Source organism: Nonomuraea sp. B10E15 (assembly GCF_039871615.1).
GTDB lineage: Bacteria > Actinomycetota > Actinomycetes > Streptosporangiales > Streptosporangiaceae > Nonomuraea.
Window position 1 is genome coordinate 1,753,108 of sequence record NZ_JBDPMB010000001.1, and the last position, 18,879, is coordinate 1,771,986.

Here is an 18,879-nt window from a genome sequence, read left to right on the forward strand (position 1 = left end):
CCCGCCGCTCAGCTGAACGCCATGACGATCGCGACGCCGACGACGTGCATCAGCACGACCGCGACGAGCAGCGACACGAACACGAACTTGGCGGGCCCGTGCTCGAAGGTCTTGCCCTCTTCGAGCGGCTTACGCTGCGCCATGCGGTCGGCGATGCGCTCCTCAAGGGGCTTACGGTAGAACATGCGTCCAGTCTATTGGGGGAGGGGCGCCCTCCTCGCTGGGGCGTCTGTGATGACCGCCACCCTGATGTCCGGCCCGACGCTCCACTCCAGCAGATGCCGGCCCGACAGGTCGTCCTCGCAGGCCCGCAGCTTGTCCATGGTCAGCTCGCCGCGCTTGATCAGGGCCTCTTTCCGCGTCCAGTGCCTGATCAGCTCGTCGTTGCCGGTGACCAGCGAGCGCTCGCGCGGGTTGAGCACCCGGTCGGCCAGCAACGTGTCCAGCGGCCCCGGCGGCACGTGCTCGGCGTCCACGCCGACCTTGCCCGGCCCGGCGGCCGCGCACACGTAACCGCGGGTGTGGCTGAAGCTGACCCCCAGCTCCGGGGCCTGCTCGATGGAGGGCCTGCCGTGCCCTGGGCCGTGCAGATGGCAGTGTTGCAGCAGCGTCAGCTCGCGCGGCTCGACGCCGAGCACGGCGGCGGCGCAGACGCGTACGAGGAGGTGCGCGGCGACGAAGCAGTCACGGTCAGCCTCGAACCTGAACCGCGCCGCCCGCTCGCGTTCCACCTCGGTCAGCCAGTCATCAGGGGCTCGCACCTCGTCGGGGCGCCCGCCCATCGCCAAAGGGCCGATCGTCAGTCCTTCTTCTCGTCGCCGTCGAGGGTGTACTGGTCCTCCGAGGACGCGCCGAGCACGGTCACGTCGTGGATCTTCCAGGTGCCCTTCTCCTTCACAAGAGAGATCTTAAGGTGCGAGTCCTTGACCGAGCGGATCGCTTCCGAGGTGTTCACCTGCTGATCGACGACCACGATGGCGTGCGCGGTGGCCTCGTCCACGTCGGCGAGGTAGACCTCCCGCACCGTGGCCTGCGAGGTCGCCTTGAGCTTGACGATGACCTGCGCCATCGCGCCGCCGAACGCCGCGTCGTAGGTGCTCAGGAAGTCGCCCGTGGCCTGGGCGGCCAGGGCTGAGCGGGTGGTCTGCAGGTCCTGGTAGTCGTAGCTGAGCAGGGCCTTGCCGAACGCGCCCGCGGCTCCCGACACCTCAAGGCGCAGCGCCCGCTCGGCTTCGAGCGCGGCGCGGGCGTCGCGGGCCTGGGCGGCGGAGATGCCCTGCAGGACGGCCGTGGCGGCGATCGCGGCCACCACCATGGCCGCCAGCGTCCACCACACGCGGGCCCTGGAGAGGCGCCCGGCCACGGCGGCGTCCCGCCGCCCGCCGTCTCCCGTCTCCACCTGCTCCTGAGCATCGGGCTCGCCGTCCGCGGCTTCCGCGGCGCCCCGCCGGGCGGGCTCGCCATCCACCGCGGTCACGGCCTCGGACGGCGCGGTCCCGGATGCTGCGGGTTCGGTCTCCGTGCGGGCCTCGTCGGTGCGGAGGGCTGCGGAGAGGTCCTGCTCGGTGGTCATCGTGACTCCTCACGGCGGCGGGCGGCCCGACCTGCCGCGATCCAGCCCACCATGCCGCCGGAGGCCACAACGGCGAGGAAGATCGCGGCGATCAGGGGGGCGGTGTTCGGCGGGTCAGGGGACGTGGCGCCGGTGGCGGCCACGTCACTGGACGATGGGGCGGGCCGCGGGCTCCCGCCCGGCCTGACGGTGTCCCCGGCGCCCGGCCGTCCGGAGGCGCCAGGTCGTACGGTGCTGTCCGGCCGTTCGGCGGCGCCCGGTCGTGCGGAAGGGTCCGGCCGGCCGGGGTTGTCCGGCCGAGCCGAGCCGTCCGGCCGTGCGGCGGCGTCCAGGCGATCTCGCTCGGACCGGTCACGGCCGGAGCGGGCGCCGTCCCCGGAGGTGTCGGAGACGGGCGCGCGATCCGGGCAGGCACGCAGCTCCGGCACGGTGGGCGGCCCGGCCGCCCGCGCGTACTCCTCGGCGGGCTGCGGCCCGCCGGGGACGCTGAAGATGAACGACGCCCTGCCGTACACGGTGTCGCCGCGCCGGTCGCTGATGTCGTCGGCCAGGCTCAACGCGGTCGGCATGATGCTCAGCAGGTGGTGCACGTTGCGTTCGGTCTCGGGGGAGAAGACCGGCTCGTGCGGCAGCCCCGCCGCGGTCAGCAGGCACGAGAACCCCGGCCTCGACCGCCGGACGGCCTCGTCGAGCTGCCCGAACACGCCCGGCCCCCGGTCGAGGAAGGTGTTCAGGTCGGCGCGGGAGGCGCGCAGGGTGGCCGTCACGGTGCTGAGGTCGGTGATGCCGGAGGCCAGCTCGCCCCGCTTGCCGGCCAGCGTGTGGGTGAGCCGGGTGAGCTGCACCGCCAGCTCGTCGAGCACCTCGGTGTTGTCGGCGAGGGTGCCGGTCAGGGTGTGGGCGTCGTCGATGATGCGCCTGATGGCCGGCGCCCGGCCGTCGAGGGCGACGGCCAGCTCGTGGGTGATCGCCTCGGCGTCCTCGGGCGGCACCGCGTTGAGCAGCTTGCCGACGCCTTCGAACAACTTCTTGTAGTCGAGCGGCACCGACGTCCTGGCCAGCGTGATCGTGTCACCGGCCGCGAGCCGCGGGCCGCCCGCCCCTGTGGCGGGCGGCGAGAGCTCCACGTACGGCTCCCCGATGGCGGACCTGCGCCGCACCTCGGCCGAGACGCCCTTCGGCAGCCGGACCTCCCGGTCGATGTCGAGACCGACGACGATCTTGCCAGGCGCCAGCCGCACGTCGCCGATCTTGCCGACCCGGACGCCCAGGTAGGCCACGTCGAAGCCGCGGACGAGACCGGGCGACGAGACGAACTCGGCCGACACCCGGTACGGCCGCTCGATGGCGTCGAGCCGGATGATCGTGCTGAACGCCCACACCGTCATGACGACGCCCAGAACGACGAAGAACCCGAGGTTCAGGTAGATCCGCCTGCTCATCGCGGCGGCTCCAGGAGCAGGCGGAAGTCCTCGATCCTGTTCGGCAGCGCCGGCCGGTCGGCGTCGCGCCGCTGGGGCAGCAGCACGCCCTTGAGCCACAGGTAGATCAGCACCTGCCCGTTCACCGTGATCGGCGGGGCGTCGATGAACTTCTGCAGCTCGGCCACCAGCGCCTTCAGGTCCTCCCCGCCGCGCTGCATCGCCGAGGAGATGGCCGCCAGCTCCCGCAGCAGCGTGCGCAACCGCGCGGCGTGCCGCGGGTAGACGGTGAGGTTGGCCTCCTTGGCGAGTTTGGTCAGCGCGACGATGGTCTTCTTCACGTGCTTGCGCCCGTGCGCGATGCGCGCCGTGGCCGAGGCGAGGGTGCCAGGCAGCCGGTCCAGCTCGGTGCTGCCCTTGGCGAGGTCGTCGCCCAGCCGGGCCAGGGCGTCGATGCTGGTGCCCAGGTCGCGGCGGGCGGCGGCGTAGGCGTCGGTGACCTCGGCCGTCTGCTTGATCAGCTTGTTGACGTCGTCGCCCTGCCCGGCGAACGCGGTCGAGGCCGCGTCCAGGACGGCGTTCACGTCCTGCGCGCCGAGCGCCTCGATGAGCGGCCCGGCCTTGGCGGTGACCTGCTCGATGTCCGGCTCGACCGAGGTGTCGGCGATGGTGGCGCCGTTCTTCAGGTACGGCCCCGTGGAGAGGTCCTTGCCCTTGGGCGGGGCGAGCAGCACGTAGTTCTCGCCCAGCACGGACGTCTTGGCCACGGTGGCCGTGCTGCCCTCCGGCAGCCGGTGCTCCGACGTGATCGACATGGTGACCCTGGCCCGGTAGCCCTGCAGCCGGATGCCGGTGACGGTGCCCACCCGTACGTCGGAGATCTGCACGCTGTGCCCCGCCACCAGGCTCTGCACGTCGTCGAAGACCGCGTGCAGGGTCAGGTCGCCGGTGGTCGCGCCGAGCGTCTGCAGCGAGCACGACGACGTCGTGAGCGCCAGCACGAGCAGCCCGGCCGGCGCGGCGGCCCTCATCGCGGCCTCCTCTGGTAGGGGCAGTTGCTCAGCCCGGCGGGCAGGCACGGCACGTCGCCCAGGTTCAGCGAGTCGAACAGGGGCGTCAGCCAGGCCCTGGTCAGCGCGTTGAGCACGACGCGGATCTTCAGCACGTGCTGTTTCCTGTCCCACGAGTCGATGATCACGTCGGCGAAGTCGGCCGCGCCCTTGACCGCCTGCGCCGCGGACGCGCTGTTGGCCCTGACCGTCAGGACCAGCTCGGCCAGGGTGCTCGCGGCCTGCGGGAGCCGTTGCGCGTACTGCTCGATGATCACGTCGCCGCGGCGCACGAAGCCGGCCATGCCGGCGACGAATCCGCGCAGCCGGCGCCGCTCCTCCGCCAGGATCGAGCTCGCCTCGGCGAAGGAGTCGATCGCGCCCGTCACCTGGCGTTCCCGCTTGTTGAGGCCGGCGGCCAGCCGGTTCAACCCTTCGGCCAGCGCGACGAGCTGCTGGTCCTGCTCGGCCAGGACGCCGGTGAGCTTGGAGGTGTCGGAGACGGCGTCGCCGATGGTCCTGCCGCGCCCCCTCACCCCGTCGGCCAGGTCGCCGGCCACGTCGCCGAGTTTCTCGTCGTCGAGCGCGTCGGTCAGCTTGGTGAACGCGTCGAGCGCGTCGTCGATCTCCACCGGCAGTTCGGTGCGCTTCAGCGGGATCGTCGTCCCCGGCTGGATGCGCCGGTCGCCGGGCTTCCAGGGGGGATAGAGCACGACGTTGCGCTCGCCGAGCGTGTTCTGCGGCGCGACCACGGCCCTGACGTCCGCGGGGAGCGGTACGTGGCGGTCGACGCGGAGCGTGACGCGTACGCGGTCGCCCTCGATGCTGATGTCGTCGACGTACCCGGCGTCGAGCCCCATCACCTTCACCCGCGCCTCCTCGTAGAGGGAGGGCGCCTTGCTGAAGATCGCCACCAGCCGGTACGGCTCCGCGCCCAGCACGGAACAGCCGGACGCCAGCAGCGCCCAGGCCAGCAGCGCCGTGACCAGCCGGGTCATCGGGCGGCCCTCCTGTCCTTGGCGATGGCGGCGAGCACCTCCGGGTCGATGGGGCCGAGGCCCGTGGCGATGGCTTCGAGCCACGGGCCCTGGCCGCCCATCGTGGACAGGCCGGAGAACGTCGGGCCCGCCCACGCCAGCAGGGAGTTGAGCTGCTTGTTGTCGTCGCCGAGCTTGGTGGTGATGGCGGCGTTGTCGTCGAGGACCCGCACGAGGCTCTTCTCGTGCCGCTCGATCAGGCGGGTCGTGCTGCGTACCAGGTCGCTGCCGTCGCCGAGCAGCGTCCGCAGCTCGGCGCGGCGGTGGCGCAGCTCGGCCAGCATGACCTCGATGGCGTCGACGAGCCGGGCGAGCTGCTCGTCCTTCCTCTCGACCACCTTCATGATCTTGGTGCCGTTGTCGAGCAGCCGCCGCAGTTGCGGCTGGCTCTTGCTGATGGTCTCCGACAGGTCGCCGACGTTCTCGAGCAGGCGGGTGACGCGGCCGCGCTTGATGGCGTCGATCTTGCCGAGCTCGGTGAGCAGGTCGTCCACGGCGTCGGTGTCGAGCCGTTCGACGAGCCGGGTGGCGTCGTTGATGGCGTCGTTGATCAGGGTGGGCACGCCGGTCCGCGTCACGGGGACGCGCCGCTGGGCCTCGGGCAGCTGGTCGAGGTAGGGAGGCGAGACAGGGCCTGTCAGCTTGACGTAGCGGCCGCCGAGCAGGTTGGACAGCGCGATGTCGGCGCGGGTGCCGCGGCCGAGGCGGACGTCGCTGTCGACCTTCCAGGTGACGACCACGTGACCGCGCGTGTAGTCGGGGCGCACCTCCGTGACCTTGCCGACGCGCACGCCCGCCACCCGTACGTCGTTGCCGGTGCGCACGCCGCCGGAGTCCACGAAGATGCCGGACATGTGGTAGCCGCTCTCCAGCAGCCCCAGGTTGCCGACCAGGAACGTCGCGACGAGCAGCGCGGCGAGCGTGGCCACCGACACCAGGCCGACAGCGATCTTGTTGCGGTCGCGGAAGGACTTGAGCGCCATCAGTCGCCCACCAGCAGTTTCCGGAGGTCCTTGGTGCTCTGCACCCGGGTGTTGCGCAGCGGCGGCGGCTTCTTCATCGGGTACGGGCAGGGCGCGGGCCCCAGCGCCACGCACGGGACCGCGGTGATGAAGTAGTGGCCGCGCTCGACGGTGGAACGGGCGCGGGTGAACAGCGGCGGGAAGGTGCGGACCGTCCTGCCGAGGTCGTCCACGTTCCTCCTGATGCCTCCGGTCAGGCCGGACAGGTTGTCGACCAGGGCGCCGAGCTCGTCGGCGTTCCTGCCGAGCACCTCGTTGGAGGTGTGCACGGTCGCCGACAGCTCCACCAGCGCGTCGTCGATGAGCTCGCGGTTGTCGGCGAACGCCTCCGTCAGCGTGACGAGGTTGTCGACGAGCTGCTCGAGCTGCTTGTCGCGCCTGGCGACCACGCCGGTGACGGTGGCGTAGTCCCGCAGGAGCTGCTCGATGGTCTTCTTGCGCGCGTTGACCGTGGTGGTGATGGCGTTGACGTTGTCGAGCAGTCTCGGGATGTTCCTGTCGTTGCCCTTCAGCGACCTGGCGGCGGCGGTGAGCAGCTGGTTGATCTGGTCGGGGTCGAGGCTCCGGGTGAGCGGGCCGAGATCGCTGACCAGCTCGCCGATGTCCACGAGGGAGGAGGTGCGGGCGATGCGCGACCCGGGCGGCAACATGCCGGGCGCGCTGCCGGGCAGCAGGTAGATCACCCGCTGGCCGATGGCGTTGCGCCAGCGGACGGCGGCCTCGGTGTCGGCGGGCACCCTGACCGCGTCCTGTACCTCCATGGTCACCTCGGCCCGGCCGTCGACCACCCTGATGGTGTCCACCTGGCCGACGGGCGCGCCGGCGATCTTGACCTGGTCGCCTTCGACCAGCCCTGACACGTCGTCGAAGGTGGCGACGAGCCGGTAGCCGCCGCCCGTGCCGACCCGTGCGATCTGCACGCTGATCACCACGATCAGCGTCACGGTCAGGCCGACGAAGAGCACGAACTTGGCGAACGTCAACCAGCGGCGGGTGCGCTCCATCAGCGCCTCCCGTCGGTGGGGCCGCAGACGCCGACGATCAGCTCGCAGACGTCGGTCGCGACGAACGCCTCCACCTGGAGCTGGCGGGTGCCGCCCGGGCCCGGCGCCTCGATCAGCTCGTTGAGCAGGTCGACCAGCCGGTTCAGGCCACGCACGCCGTCGCCGGCCAGCCCGAGCTGGGCGTAGATGAGCGCGGCGACCCGCTCGCCGGAATGCACCCCGGCCCGCAGGTTGCGCCGGTGCTTGGCCAGCCCGTGCGCGGTCTGGCCGCTGACCGAGGTGACCTCCTGCAGCAGCGCGCGCGCCTTGCCGGCCCGCTCCAGCAGATCGGGGGTGATCACGTTGACGTCGGACGCGATCGCGACGATCTCGTCGCCCCTGTCCGACAGCGTGGTGCCGAGCAGGGCGCCGTCGCGCAGGAACCGCCTGGCCCGGTCCCGGTGCCGGTGCGCGACGCCGACGAGGTCGCCGGCGTCGCCGATCAGCTCGCGCAGGTGCTCGCCCTTCCCGTCGAGTCCCTTGGCCAGGGTGTGCACGATGACCGTGACCTCGCGAGGGTCGACGGCGTCCAGGCCGCGGTAGGCGGCGCCGAGCGTGTCCGACAGGTCGAGCGGGCCCTCGGTGTCGGTGATGACCGCGCCGCTGCTCAGGTAGGGGCCGGTGGTCTCGCCGGATCCGGGCTTGAGGTTGACGTACTTGGGGCCGAACACCGACGTCGGCTCGACGGAGGCGACCGTGGACGCGGGCACCTTGACGCCGGGCTCCACGTGCATGGTCACCACGGCGTCACCCTTGGCGTCGAGCGCCACGCCCGTCACGTCGCCGACCGTGATGCCGCGGATCTTGACGGGGGAGTTGGTGTCCAGGCCCTGCCCGGCCCGGGCGAACACGGCGTCGATCCTGGTGCCGCTGATCTCGGCGGCGGTGCGTACGACGTACAGCGTGGCCCCGGCGAGCACCACGAGGACGGCGAGCGCGACGCCGGCCCGGGCGGGGAGGGAGAGTTCGGATCGGCTCACCGGCTCACCCCGTCAGCGGGATGTTGCCCCCGCCGCCCCAGAACAGGTACGACAGCAGCAGGTTGAGCAGCACGATCGTGACGATCGACTGGCGGATGGCGCGCCCCGCCGCCACGCCCACGCCCACCGGCCCCCCGGTGGCGTGGAAGCCGTAGAAGCAGTGGATCACGATGACGGCGAAGGCGAACACGCCCACCTTGGCGACGCTGAACACGATGTCGCTGACCGGCAGGTACAGGTAGAAGTAGTAGTCGTAGACCCCGGGCGCCAGCCCGAACAACACCGTGCACATCAGCCGGGTGGCGAAGAAGCTGGCGAACAACGCGATGAGGTAGATCGGCATCAGCGCCAGCAGCGCCGCCACCACGCGGGTGCAGACGAGGTAGGTGAAGGCGTTGATGCCCATCACCTCCAGCGCGTCGATCTCCTCCGAGATGCGCATCGCGCCCAGCTCCGCCGTGAACGACGAGCCCACCTGCGCCGCCAGCGCCGTGGCGGCGATGATCGGGGTGATCTCGCGGACGTTGGCGAACGAGCCCACCAGGCCCATGAACGACTCGGCGCCGATCGCCTGCAGCCCCTGGTAGCCCTGCAGGCCGACGGTCGCGCCCACGACGAACGCCATCGTGAACACCACGAAGATCATGCCGCCGCCGATGACCGTCGCCCCGACGCCGACGACGACGTCGCTGACCTGCCTGACGACGACCTTGGCGTACTTCAGCCGCAACACCACGTCGCGTACGGAGTAGAAGAGCACCTTCCACACGAACAGCGGCCAGTCGGCCAGCGTCGCGAACCGCTCGGCGACGTCCCGGCCACGTAAGGCGAGCCTGAGACCTGCCGTGCGCGTCATGGCCATCAGAGCGACCTCGGGGGGTAGGCCAGGAAATAGACGGCCGAGATCACGTAGTTGAACGTGAACACCAGCATGAAGGTCACCACGGTCGACTGGTTGACCGCCCGGCCCACGCCGACCGGGCTGGTCGCGCAGGTCATGCCCTTGTAGCAGGCGACGGCCGCCGCGACGAACCCGAAGATCCACGCCTTGAACAGGGTGACGTACAGGTCGGAGGCGACGACCAGCGACAGCGCGCCGTCGAAGTACGCGCCCGGCGTGACGCCCTGCACGATGACGTTGAAGAAGTAGCCGCCGCTCGCGCCCGCCAGGATGACCAGCGGGCACAGGCACACCGCGATCGTGCTGGCCGCCCACATGCGCGGAGTGACCAGCCGGTGGATCGGGTTGACCGACATGACCTCCATCGCGCTCAGCTCGTCGCGGATGTTGCGCGCGCCGATGTCGGACGTCATCGCGCTGCCCCCGGCGCCGGCGATCAGCAGCGCGCTGGCCAGCGGCGCCACCTCGCGGATGAGGCCGACGAAGACGGCGCTGCCGGTGGCCGAGCCCGCGCCCAGCTGCCAGGCCAGCTCGCCCACCTGAAGCGCCACGGTCGCGCCGAGCGGCAGGGAGACGAGCAGCACGGGCACGCTGGTGACGCGGGCCAGGAACCAGCACTGGTCGACGAACTCCCACCACCAGCGGCGCACGTCCCAGCTGCGGCGCAGCCCCTCCAGGACGATGACGAACAGGTCACCGACCTGGCCGAGCACCGACCCGGCCCTACGTCCGACGAACCCGGACAAGGCCATCAGCTGACCACCTCCGCCGCCTACGGATCAGTCACCCTACTGACGGGCTGTCCAGCAGTCGATGCTCTGCCGGTAATTTGAGGAAAAGGTATGAGACGCAGCTCACACCTTGTCAGCTCCGCACGAAACGTGACCGGCCCGTTACGCCAGGGTGGCCATCCAGGACTCGATCTCGTCCGGGTGGCGGGGGAGCCCGCCGGACAGCAGGGTGGCGCCGCCGGCGGTGACGACCAGGTCGTCCTCGATGCGGATGCCGATGCCGCGCAGCTCCTCGGGCAGCGTCAGGTCGTCGGGCTGGAAGTAAAGGCCGGGCTCCACGGTGAGCACGTGGCCCTCCTCCAGCACGCCGTCCAGATAGACCTCCGCCCGCGCCCGCGCGCAGTCGTGCACGTCGAGACCGAGCATGTGGCCGCTGCTGCACAGCGTGTAACGCCGGTAGAGGCCGCTGTCCATGAGCGAGTCGGTGGAACCCTTCAGCAGGCCCCAGTCGCGCAGGCCGTCACAGATGACGCGCATGGCCGCCAGGTGGAAGTCGCGGAAGCGGGCGCCCGGCCTGAGCGTGGCGATGGCCGCCGTCTGCGCTTCGTACACCAGCTCGTACGCCTGCCGCTGGATCGGGCTGAAGCGCCCCGACAGCGGGATCGTCCGGGTGACGTCGGCGGTGTAGAGCGTGTCGGCCTCGACGCCCGCGTCCATCAGCAGCAGGTCGCCGGGCGACAGCCGGCCGTCGTTGCGGATCCAGTGCAGCACGCAGGCGTGCGACCCGGCGGCCACGATGCTGTCGTAGCCGGTCGCGTTGCCCTCCAGCCGTGCCCGCAGCCCGAACACGCCCTCCAGGTAACGCTCGCCGCGCGGGTGCCCGAGCGCCTGCGGCAGCGCGCGGACCACGTCCTCGAATCCGCGTGCCGTCGCGTCCACGGCGTGCCGCAGCTCGCCCAGCTCCCACTCGTCCTTGACCAGCCGCATCTCCGACAGGAAGGACGCCAGCTCGGCGTCGCCGTCACCAGCCGCCCCCCGCACGTTTACTGAGGCACGCACTGAGGCATCCACTGAGGCATCCACTGAGGGGTCCACGCCGCGCAGCACCCTGGCCGGGCGGCCCTCCAGCTCCAGATCGCGGATGTGCGCGCAGCGCAGCTGGTAGAGCTCCTCGGCCTCCGCCAGGTCCGGCCTGGGACCGGCCCAGAACTCGCCGTAGCGGCGGTCGCGGTAGAACTCCTGGCCCTCCTCGCGCGGCGCGCGCGGCCTGACGTACAACACCGCCTCGCCGGACGGCTCGATCACCAGCACGTCGTCGGACTCTCCCGCGCCCGTCAGGTAGGAGTACGCGCTGTGCGGCCTGAACCGGTAGTCGCTGTCGTTGCTGCGCACCTTGAGCGTGCCCGACGGGATCACGAGCCGCTCGCCGGGGAAGCGCGCGGCCAGCGCGGCGCGGCGCTTGGCCGCCCACGGCGCGATCGGCCGCGCGCGCACGTCGTCCCGCCTGGCCGGCCCCCAGCCGGTCCGCATGAACGCGGCCAGCTCGTCGGTGACGGGCAGGTCATGGCTTCCGATGTTGAGCGGCTCGTTCATGCGGCGGTCCCCTTCGTGCCGGACGTGCTCTATGGCAGGCAGCCTACGTGAGCGCTTGACTCCTTCCTCAGGGGGCAGTTTGCCTTGACGCAGGGGTTGGAACACTGAGGTGCAGAGGTGATGCAGATGCTCATCGGGACGATCCTTCGCGACAAGGGCAGTGAGGTCACGACCGTGGCCCCGGCGGCGACCGTGCGGGAGCTGCTCGCCAAGCTCGCCGAGCACAACATCGGAGCCGTCGTGGTCTCCGGCGACGGGGCCGTCATCGAGGGCATCGTCTCCGAGCGCGACGTCGTACGCCGCCTCCACGACCGTGGCGCCATGGTGCTGGACCTCCCCGTGTCCGCGATCATGACAACCGAGGTCCACACGGTCGGCCCCGGCGAGAACGTCGAGTCGCTGCGGCGCACCATGACCACCGAGCGGGTCCGGCACATGCCCGTGGTCGACGGCGGCCGGCTCGTGGGCATCGTCAGCATCGGCGACGTGGTCAAGAGCGCGATCGAGGAGCTGGAGACGGAGAAGGCGTCGCTCGTCGACTATCTGCATCGTTGACAATGATGGGACGCTTGGTCCGTGATGTACGGGCCTCCTCCTCCACCTGAGTATCCCCGGGCGACGAGCAGTCCGACGATCATCTTGCTCGTGTCGGGGCTCGCCGCCCTTCTCGGGTTCCTGCTGGGGGTGTTCGTGGGGTTCGGCGCGAGCACGCCGGCGGAGGCGCCCCCGTCCAGGATCACGGTGACGACCGAGGTGACGGGTGCGCCCGAGCCCACGGCGCCCACCCAGACGGGGCCCACCCAGACGGCCCCGTCGCAGCCGGTGCCTTCCGAGACGGCGCCCTCGCAGCCCGTTCCCTCTCAGACAGAGCCCGCGCCAACCGGGCCCGCGCAGACAGGGCCCGTGCAGACGGGCGGCGCGAGCACCGCGCCGGCCGGCAATCCCGCGTCCCTGCGGACCCTCGTCGTGGGCAGGGACGTCCAGCCGGGCACCTACGGAACGTCCGGGCCGGCGGCCGGGTTCACCATGTGTTACTGGGCCCGCATGAGGAGCGCGGACGGCGACGTGATCGCGACCGGCATGCCGACGGGCGCCGCCACGGTCACCATCGAGGCCACGGACAAGGCGTTCCAGACCGGCGGATGCGCGGAGTGGACTCCTGCATGACGCCTTTATGCGTCAAAGTCTGGACAACAGAGCAGAAACGCGCAATTCTTGGCGGGCAAGAGAAGGGAGGCATGCCTGAGCGTGCTGGCGTGACGTCCTACGGTATGGGCCACGCCACTCCGGTGTCCCTGGCCCGGACACGCAGCGGAGAGTGCGGAACAGCGCGCATCGCCACTTGTCCCGAACCGTGTCGTTCGCGAGGAGTGTCCATGCGTCTTCCCGCCCTGATCTCCACCGCCACCCTGGTGGCCGCACTGTCCCTCCCCCTACCCGCCACCGCGTCGACCCCGGCTGTGAACCCGGCGGCGACACCCGCCGGCGGCCTTCCCGCGCCGGTCCCGTGCGACGGCTGCTGGCAGCCCGCACCGAGGACGAGCTGGCAGTGGCAGCTCTCCTCACTTCCCGCCAAGCCCCATCCGAACGTGCAGATGTTCGACATCGACGGCTTCGACGCCGCCGAGGACGGCACGATCGTCGCGTCGCTCAAGGCCGGCAGGCCGGACCGCGGCCTCGTCTGCTACATCAGCGCCGGCACGTTCGAGGACTGGCGCCCCGACGCGGGGCGCTTCCCCGAGGAGGTGCTCGGCTCGCCCCTCGAGGAGTGGGAGGGCGAGCGGTGGCTGGACATCCGCGCGTACACCGGCCCCCTCGGCGAGATCATGAAGACCAGACTCGACATGTGCAAGGCCGCCGGATTCGACGCGGTGGAGCCCGACAACGTCGACGCGTACAGCAACGACAGCGGCTTCCCGCTCAGGGCGGCCGACCAGCTGGCCTACAACGCCTGGTTCGCCAACGAGGCCCACAAGAGAGGGCTGTCCGTCGCGCTGAAGAACGACGTGGCGCAGATCCCGCGGCTCCTGCCGTACTTCGACTTCGCGGTGAACGAGGAGTGCTGGCAGTACACCGAGTGCACCACCGCCCAGAACGGCGGCGACCACGGCTACGACCAGTTCGTCAAGGCGGGCAAGGCGGTGTTCCAGGTCGAGTACAACCTCGCGCCCGCCGCCTTCTGCTCCCGGTCCAACGCTCAGAACTTCAACTCGCTCAAGAAGAAGTACGAGCTCGGCGCCTACCGCGTACCCTGCCGTGGCGCGTGACTTCGACCTGCTGGTCGTGGGCGACGCCAACCCCGACGTGGTGCTCTCAGGGGCGCCGCGCGGGCTGGCGTACGGCCAGCGCGAGCAACTCGTCTCCGGCGGCGACCTGGTCCTCGGCGGGTCCGGCGCGATCACCGCGTGCGGGGCGGCCAGGCTGGGCCTGCGCACCGCGTTCGCCGGTCGCGTGGGCGACGACGCGGCCGGGCGCTTCGCCCTGAACGTCATGGCCGAGCGCGGGGTGGACGTCTCCCACTGCGTGATCGGTCCCCGGCCGACCGCCATGACCGTCGTGCTGGCCGACGGCACGGACCGGGCCATCCTCACCTCGCCAGGCTGCCTGCCCGACCTGACCGTGGACGACGTGCCGAGCGGCCTGGCCAGGCACGTGCACGTGTCGTCCTATTTCCTGCAACCCGCGCTGGCGGCCGGCCTGCCCGGCTTCCTGGCGGGGGAGCGGCGGGGCGGCGCCACCACCTCCCTGGACACCAACGACGACCCGGCGGGCGCATGGGACGGCGTCGGCGAGGTGCTGGGCGAGGTGGACGTGTTCCTGCCCAACGCCGCCGAGGCCGTGAGCATCGCCCGGAACCTCGCCCGGAACCTCGCCGCGCGCTCGTCCTCCGGCGCAGGACCGTCCGGTACGGGTCCGGAGAGCGTGGAGGCCGCCGCGGCGCGGCTGGGCGCGCTCGGGCCCGCCGTGGTCGTCAAGAACGGCGGCGACGGCGCGCTGGCATGGGAGCGGGGGCGGTTGACCCGCGCGCCCGCCGTGCGCGTGGAGCCGGTCGACACCGTCGGCGCCGGCGACAGCTTCGACGCCGGGTTCGTCGCTGCCCGGCTGCGCGGGATGAGCCTGCCCGAATGCCTGCGCGTGGCCGTGACCTGCGGCTCCCTTTCGACCCAGGCGGCCGGGGGCACCGCCGCCCAACCCACGTGGGAAGAACTATGAAGATCGTCTTTCTCGGCGCAGGCAGCGTCGAGTTCACCCAGGGCCTGCTGGCGGACCTGGTCGCCTTCCCCGACCTGGGGGAGTTCGAGGTGGCGCTGCACGACATCCACGCCGAGCGGCTCGACACCGCCGAGGCCGCCGCCCGCGTCATCGCCGCCGGCCGCCCCGTCACGATCACCGCCGACCGCGACCTGCGGCGGGCGCTCGAAGGCGCCGACTTCGCGATCAACATGATCCAGGTCGGCATGATCGACGCCACCCGCGTCGACTTCGAGGTGCCCGCCCGACACGGCCTGCGCCAGACCATCGCCGACACCATCGGCGTGGGCGGCATCTTCCGCGCCCTGCGCACGTTCCCCGCGCTGGAGCGGATCGGGCAGGCCATGGCCGAGATCTGCCCGGACGCGTGGCTGCTCAACTACACCAACCCGATGGCCATGAACGTGTGGTATCTGGCCGCCGCCACCCCCGTGCGCAACGTGGTCGGGTTGTGCCACTCCATCTACTGGACGGCCCACGACCTGGCCGAGCTCGTCGGGGTGCCGTACGACGACGTGTCGTACCTCGCGGCGGGCGTCAACCACCAGTCGTGGATGTTGCGCTTCGAGTCCGGCGGCGAGGACCTCTACCCGCGGCTGGACGAGGCCATCGCCCGCGACCCCGGGCTGCTGCGCCGGGTGCGCGTGGACATGTACCGCAGGCTCGGCTACTACCCGACCGAGACCAGCGAGCACTCGGCCGAGTACGTGCCCTGGTACCTGCACGACGAGGCCGAGATCGAGCGCCTGCGCATCCCCGTCGGCGCCTACGTCGGCATCAGCGAGGAGAACGTGCGCCAGTACGAGGCCACCCGCGACGCGCTCAGAGCGGGCCGGCCGATCACCGTGGAGGGGACCATGGAATACGCCCCGCAGATCATCCACAGCATCGCCACCGGAACCACCCGGACCGTCTACGGCAACGTCCAGAACAGGGGCCTGGTCGGCAACCTGCCGGCGGACTGCGTGGTCGAGGTGCCGTGCGTCGCCGACGCGCTCGGCGTGCGGCCGCTCGCGGTCGGCGACCTGCCCGCCCAGTGCGCGGCGCTCAACCGCGCCTACGTCAACGTCAACGAGCTCACCGTGCGCGCCGTCACCGAGGGCCGCCGCGACCACGTGCGGCACGCCATGATGGCCGATCCCAACACGGCCGCCTCGCTCACCGTCGAACGGATCGACGCCCTGTGCGAGGCGCTCTTCGAGGCCCACGGCGACCTGCTCCCCGCATCGCTCAGGAGGCGGTCATGAAGGTTCACGGCGCGGCGGCGCTGCTCCTCGTCGCGGGTCTGCTGGCCGGCTGCGGCTCGTCCTCCCCGGACGAGGCCGGCGGGCCGGTCGAGATCACCTGGTGGCACGGCCAGGTCGAGACCCAGGCGAAGGTCATCGAGGAGCTGGCGGCCGACTACAACGAGGCCCACCCGGACGTGAAGATCACTCCCGCGGTGGGCACCACGAACGTGGACGACATGCTGCAGAAGGTCCAGGCGGTGCTGGCCGGCGGCAAGGCGCCCGACATCGCCTACATGTACGGCACCTGGATGCCGCACCTGGCCAAGAACCCCAAGGTGTACGACCTGACCGCCACCGTGAAGGCGCCGGAGTTCGGCTGGGACGACTTCTGGCCGTCGGAGCGGGCTGTATCGGAGGTGGACGGCAAGGTCGTCGGCGTGCCCGCGGTGGTCGACAACCTGGGCGTCATCTACAACAAGAAGCTCTTCGACGCGGCCGGTCTGGAGTACCCGGACGAGGACTGGACCTGGGACGACTTCCGCGCCGCCGCCAGGAAGCTGACCAGGGACGGCGTGTACGGCACCGCGTACCCCGTCACCGGGACCGAGGACACCGTGTGGCGGTTCTGGCCGATGATCTGGCAGCAGGGCGGCGCCATCGTGACGTCCGACGGCAGGAAGCCGGCGTTCAACACCCCGCAGGCGGCGCAGGCGCTCGGCTTGTGGAGCGCCATGGCTCGCCAGGATAAGTCCGTCTATCTCGATCAGAACGGCGAGAAGTTCCTGCCGCTGTTCCAGAGCGGCAAGGTCGGCATGATCATCGCCGGTCCGTGGGCGCTGCTCGACATCATCGACCACAAGATCGAGTACGGCGTCCAGGTGCTGCCCGGCTACAACGGCAACCACGAGACCATCGCCGGGCCGGACAACTGGGTCGTGTTCGACAACGGCTCGCGCCGTGCCAAGGCCGCCGCCGACTTCCTCACCTGGCTCACCCGGCCCGAGCAGGACGCCCGGTGGACGCTCGGCCTCGGGAACCTGCCGATCCGCAAGGCCACGACCGAGCTGCCGGCGTACGAGAAGTTCGTCAAGGACATCCCCGACATGGACGTGTTCACCGCGAACCTCGACAACGCCAAGCAGGCCAGGCCGCACCTGCCCGCGTACCCGGAGTTCTCCGAGAAGGTCGGCGACGCGATCAGCGAGGCCCTGGTCGGCGGCACGCCCCCGCAGGAGGCGCTGGCCACGGCCGCCACCGAGGCCGGCACGGTGCTCGGGCGGGCCCGATGACGGTGCTCGCCGCGCGGGCGGGCGGGCGGCGGCACCGGGCCCGCCGCCTGCTGCCCGACCTGACCGGGTGGGGCTTCGTCCTGCCCGCCACGCTGGTGATCGTCGGACTGAGCCTGTTCCCCGCGGTGTGGGCGCTGCTGCTCTCCTTGCGGGACGGCGACCTGCTCACCGGCGGCGACTACGTCGGGCTGCGGAACTACGGCGACATGCTCGGCGACACCGAGCTGGCCGCGGCGGCCGGGCACACGGCGGTCTACACGGTGCTGTTCGTGCCCGGATCGGTGGTGCTCGGGCTGGCCCTGGCACTGGCGCTGAACCTGAAGATCCGGCTCATCGGCTTCTACCGCACCTGCTTCTTCGTCCCCTACGTCGTCTCGGCCGCCGCCACGGGCATCCTCGCGAACTTCGTGTTCGACCCCGACTTCGGCATCGTCAACGCCGGGCTGAAGGCCGTCGGCCTGCCCGCCATGGGGTTCCTGCAGGACCCGGACCAGGCCATGCTCACGCTCGTCCTGATCTCGATCTGGGGCGGCGTCGGCATGCCCGCCGTGGTCTACCTCGCCGCGCTCCAGGACATCCCGCGCGAGCTGGTCGAGGCGGCCAGGGTCGACGGCGGCGTGGGCCGGCACGTGCTGCGCCACGTGGTGCTGCCGCAGCTGCGCCCGGCGACCGTCTTCCTGCTGATCTGGCAGACGATCACCGCGCTGCAGCTGTTCGACCTCGTCTACACCACGACGAAGGGCCAGCCGCTCGACTCCACGACCACGATCGTGTTCTACCTCTACCGGCAGGCCTTCCAGCTGTTCCACTCCGGCTACGGCACGGCCATCGCCTACGTCCTGTTCCTCGTGACGCTCGCGATCTCGGGCGCCGTCCTCTGGAGGAGCGCGCGATGAGACGGCGCCACCTCGCCCACCTGTTCCTGATGCCGGCCGCGCTGCTGTTCGTGGCGCCGCTGGTCTGGATGGTGCTGACCGCGTTCATGCCGGACAGCGACATCAACACCTACCCGCCCAAGCTCTGGCCCGAGCACTTCACCACGGCCGGGTTCGCCCGCATCTTCACCGAGGACGACTATCCGCTCTGGCTGGCCAACACGGTGATCGTGGCCGTGGCGGCCGTCGCCGGGCACGTGGTGCTCTGCTCGCTGGCCGGCTACGGCTTCGCCCGGATCGGCTTCCGCGGCCGCGGGCTCACCTTCGGCGCTCTCATGGCGACCATCATGGTGCCCACCCAGGTGCTGATGATCCCCACGTTCCTGCTGTTCAAGAACCTGGGCCTGATCGACACCCTCGGCGCGGCCATCGTCCCGTGGCTGGCGTCGGCGTTCGGCGTGTTCCTCATGCGGCAGTTCTTCCTGTCGCTGCCCAAGGAACTGGAGGAGACCGCGACCATCGACGGGTGCTCCCGGCTCGGCGTGTTCTTCCGGGTGGTGCTGCCGCTGGCCCGCCCCGCGCTGGCCACGCTCGTCGTGTTCACGCTGCTCGGCTCCTGGAACGACCTCCTGTGGCCCCTCATCGCCATCTCCTCCGAGGACAGCTACACGCTGCAGCTCGGCCTGGCCACCTTCTCCGGGGCCCGGCACACCGAGTGGTCGGCCCTCATGGCCGGCAACGTCGTGGCCGTGCTGCCGCTGGTCGCCGCCTTCGTGCTGGCGCAGCGCCACTTCGTGGCGACCATGAGCTTCAGCGGCCTCAAGGGCTGAACGTGAGAGGTTGGCACGGGTAGGGCGTGCGTAGGAGGATGCGCACAGCCCACG

Annotated in this window: 20 protein-coding genes; 8 read left to right on the top strand and 12 right to left on the bottom strand. The window is 71.0% G+C overall.

Annotated elements, in window-relative coordinates:
* Positions 1–8: 8 nt before the first annotated feature.
* The 12 genes from ABGB14_RS08005 to ABGB14_RS08060 form a co-directional block, all read right to left on the bottom strand.
* On the bottom strand, positions 9–185 hold the full coding sequence (locus ABGB14_RS08005; RefSeq protein WP_347642874.1) for a hypothetical protein: 177 nt from the start codon (positions 183–185) through the stop codon (positions 9–11).
* Positions 186–194: 9 nt separating this feature from the next.
* Positions 195–782 (bottom strand): 4'-phosphopantetheinyl transferase superfamily protein, encoded by a 588-nt coding sequence (locus tag ABGB14_RS08010; protein ID WP_347643142.1) that lies wholly within the window; start codon positions 780–782, stop codon positions 195–197.
* A gap of 17 nt (positions 783–799) precedes the next feature.
* Positions 800–1,573, bottom strand: a complete 774-nt coding sequence (locus ABGB14_RS08015) for a hypothetical protein (protein ID WP_347642875.1) — start codon at positions 1,571–1,573, stop codon at positions 800–802.
* On the bottom strand, positions 1,570–3,015 hold the full coding sequence (locus tag ABGB14_RS08020) for an MCE family protein (RefSeq protein WP_347642876.1): 1,446 nt from the start codon (positions 3,013–3,015) through the stop codon (positions 1,570–1,572). The genes ABGB14_RS08015 and ABGB14_RS08020 overlap by 4 nt, the downstream gene beginning before the upstream one ends.
* Complete coding sequence (locus ABGB14_RS08025) at positions 3,012–4,025, bottom strand: MCE family protein (RefSeq protein WP_347642877.1); 1,014 nt, start codon at positions 4,023–4,025, stop codon at positions 3,012–3,014. The genes ABGB14_RS08020 and ABGB14_RS08025 overlap by 4 nt, the downstream gene beginning before the upstream one ends.
* Positions 4,022–5,041, bottom strand: coding sequence for an MCE family protein (locus ABGB14_RS08030; protein WP_347642878.1), 1,020 nt, complete (start codon positions 5,039–5,041; stop codon positions 4,022–4,024). Before ABGB14_RS08030 ends, ABGB14_RS08025 begins: the two co-directional genes overlap by 4 nt.
* A complete protein-coding gene (locus tag ABGB14_RS08035) occupies positions 5,038–6,063 on the bottom strand; it encodes an MlaD family protein (protein ID WP_347642879.1) in 1,026 nt (341 codons plus the stop codon). The genes ABGB14_RS08030 and ABGB14_RS08035 overlap by 4 nt, the downstream gene beginning before the upstream one ends.
* Positions 6,063–7,106: an MlaD family protein gene (locus tag ABGB14_RS08040; protein ID WP_347642880.1), complete on the bottom strand. Its 1,044-nt coding sequence runs from the start codon at positions 7,104–7,106 to the stop codon at positions 6,063–6,065. The genes ABGB14_RS08035 and ABGB14_RS08040 overlap by 1 nt, the downstream gene beginning before the upstream one ends.
* Positions 7,106–8,125 (bottom strand): MlaD family protein, encoded by a 1,020-nt coding sequence (locus ABGB14_RS08045; protein ID WP_347642881.1) that lies wholly within the window; start codon positions 8,123–8,125, stop codon positions 7,106–7,108. Before ABGB14_RS08045 ends, ABGB14_RS08040 begins: the two co-directional genes overlap by 1 nt.
* A 4-nt stretch (positions 8,126–8,129) precedes the next feature.
* Complete coding sequence (locus ABGB14_RS08050; RefSeq protein ID WP_347642882.1) at positions 8,130–8,987, bottom strand: ABC transporter permease; 858 nt, start codon at positions 8,985–8,987, stop codon at positions 8,130–8,132.
* Positions 8,987–9,778 (bottom strand): ABC transporter permease, encoded by a 792-nt coding sequence (locus ABGB14_RS08055; RefSeq protein ID WP_347642883.1) that lies wholly within the window; start codon positions 9,776–9,778, stop codon positions 8,987–8,989. Before ABGB14_RS08055 ends, ABGB14_RS08050 begins: the two co-directional genes overlap by 1 nt.
* A gap of 141 nt (positions 9,779–9,919) precedes the next feature.
* Positions 9,920–11,350 carry an aminopeptidase P family protein gene (locus tag ABGB14_RS08060; protein WP_347642884.1) on the bottom strand — a complete coding sequence of 477 codons (1,431 nt, stop codon included), beginning with the start codon at positions 11,348–11,350 and terminating at the stop codon, positions 9,920–9,922.
* 126 nt (positions 11,351–11,476) lie between these two features.
* Between ABGB14_RS08060 and ABGB14_RS08065 the strand changes: the two genes are divergently transcribed.
* The 8 genes from ABGB14_RS08065 to ABGB14_RS08100 all read left to right on the top strand — a co-directional run bounded on the left by ABGB14_RS08065 (position 11,477) and on the right by ABGB14_RS08100 (position 18,825).
* Entirely contained in the window at positions 11,477–11,905 is a 429-nt protein-coding gene (locus tag ABGB14_RS08065; protein ID WP_347643143.1) for a CBS domain-containing protein, read from the top strand.
* 90 nt (positions 11,906–11,995) lie between these two features.
* Complete coding sequence (locus tag ABGB14_RS08070; protein WP_347642885.1) at positions 11,996–12,517, top strand: hypothetical protein; 522 nt, start codon at positions 11,996–11,998, stop codon at positions 12,515–12,517.
* Between the two features lie 209 nt (positions 12,518–12,726).
* The gene (locus ABGB14_RS08075) at positions 12,727–13,617 is read left to right on the top strand and encodes an endo alpha-1,4 polygalactosaminidase (RefSeq protein ID WP_347642886.1); all 891 of its coding nucleotides are present in this window, start codon (positions 12,727–12,729) and stop codon (positions 13,615–13,617) included.
* Positions 13,607–14,563, top strand: coding sequence for a carbohydrate kinase family protein (locus tag ABGB14_RS08080; RefSeq protein WP_347642887.1), 957 nt, complete (start codon positions 13,607–13,609; stop codon positions 14,561–14,563). Before ABGB14_RS08075 ends, ABGB14_RS08080 begins: the two co-directional genes overlap by 11 nt.
* Positions 14,560–15,849: an alpha-glucosidase/alpha-galactosidase gene (locus tag ABGB14_RS08085; protein ID WP_347642888.1), complete on the top strand. Its 1,290-nt coding sequence runs from the start codon at positions 14,560–14,562 to the stop codon at positions 15,847–15,849. The genes ABGB14_RS08080 and ABGB14_RS08085 overlap by 4 nt, the downstream gene beginning before the upstream one ends.
* Positions 15,846–17,120, top strand: a complete 1,275-nt coding sequence (locus ABGB14_RS08090) for an ABC transporter substrate-binding protein (RefSeq protein ID WP_347642889.1) — start codon at positions 15,846–15,848, stop codon at positions 17,118–17,120. Before ABGB14_RS08085 ends, ABGB14_RS08090 begins: the two co-directional genes overlap by 4 nt.
* Positions 17,117–18,016, top strand: a complete 900-nt coding sequence (locus ABGB14_RS08095; protein ID WP_347642890.1) for a sugar ABC transporter permease — start codon at positions 17,117–17,119, stop codon at positions 18,014–18,016. The genes ABGB14_RS08090 and ABGB14_RS08095 overlap by 4 nt, the downstream gene beginning before the upstream one ends.
* The gene (locus tag ABGB14_RS08100) at positions 18,013–18,825 is read left to right on the top strand and encodes a carbohydrate ABC transporter permease (RefSeq protein WP_347642891.1); all 813 of its coding nucleotides are present in this window, start codon (positions 18,013–18,015) and stop codon (positions 18,823–18,825) included. Before ABGB14_RS08095 ends, ABGB14_RS08100 begins: the two co-directional genes overlap by 4 nt.
* Positions 18,826–18,879 lie beyond the last annotated feature (54 nt).

Bases quoted from the DNA above. Each gene is read 5' to 3' on its own strand.
- ABGB14_RS08005 (WP_347642874.1), bottom strand. From the start codon at position 185: ATGTTCTACCGTAAGCCCCTTGAGGAGCGCATCGCCGACCGCATGGCG.
- ABGB14_RS08010 (WP_347643142.1), bottom strand. From the start codon at position 782: ATGGGCGGGCGCCCCGACGAGGTGCGAGCCCCTGATGACTGGCTGACC.
- ABGB14_RS08015 (WP_347642875.1), bottom strand. From the start codon at position 1,573: ATGACCACCGAGCAGGACCTCTCCGCAGCCCTCCGCACCGACGAGGCC.
- ABGB14_RS08020 (WP_347642876.1), bottom strand. From the start codon at position 3,015: ATGAGCAGGCGGATCTACCTGAACCTCGGGTTCTTCGTCGTTCTGGGC.
- ABGB14_RS08025 (WP_347642877.1), bottom strand. From the start codon at position 4,025: ATGAGGGCCGCCGCGCCGGCCGGGCTGCTCGTGCTGGCGCTCACGACG.
- ABGB14_RS08030 (WP_347642878.1), bottom strand. From the start codon at position 5,041: ATGACCCGGCTGGTCACGGCGCTGCTGGCCTGGGCGCTGCTGGCGTCC.
- ABGB14_RS08035 (WP_347642879.1), bottom strand. From the start codon at position 6,063: ATGGCGCTCAAGTCCTTCCGCGACCGCAACAAGATCGCTGTCGGCCTG.
- ABGB14_RS08040 (WP_347642880.1), bottom strand. From the start codon at position 7,106: ATGGAGCGCACCCGCCGCTGGTTGACGTTCGCCAAGTTCGTGCTCTTC.
- ABGB14_RS08050 (WP_347642882.1), bottom strand. From the start codon at position 8,987: ATGGCCATGACGCGCACGGCAGGTCTCAGGCTCGCCTTACGTGGCCGG.
- ABGB14_RS08055 (WP_347642883.1), bottom strand. From the start codon at position 9,778: ATGGCCTTGTCCGGGTTCGTCGGACGTAGGGCCGGGTCGGTGCTCGGC.
- ABGB14_RS08060 (WP_347642884.1), bottom strand. From the start codon at position 11,350: ATGAACGAGCCGCTCAACATCGGAAGCCATGACCTGCCCGTCACCGAC.
- ABGB14_RS08065 (WP_347643143.1), top strand. From the start codon at position 11,477: ATGCTCATCGGGACGATCCTTCGCGACAAGGGCAGTGAGGTCACGACC.
- ABGB14_RS08075 (WP_347642886.1), top strand. From the start codon at position 12,727: ATGCGTCTTCCCGCCCTGATCTCCACCGCCACCCTGGTGGCCGCACTG.
- ABGB14_RS08085 (WP_347642888.1), top strand. From the start codon at position 14,560: ATGAAGATCGTCTTTCTCGGCGCAGGCAGCGTCGAGTTCACCCAGGGC.
- ABGB14_RS08090 (WP_347642889.1), top strand. From the start codon at position 15,846: ATGAAGGTTCACGGCGCGGCGGCGCTGCTCCTCGTCGCGGGTCTGCTG.
- ABGB14_RS08095 (WP_347642890.1), top strand. From the start codon at position 17,117: ATGACGGTGCTCGCCGCGCGGGCGGGCGGGCGGCGGCACCGGGCCCGC.
- ABGB14_RS08100 (WP_347642891.1), top strand. From the start codon at position 18,013: ATGAGACGGCGCCACCTCGCCCACCTGTTCCTGATGCCGGCCGCGCTG.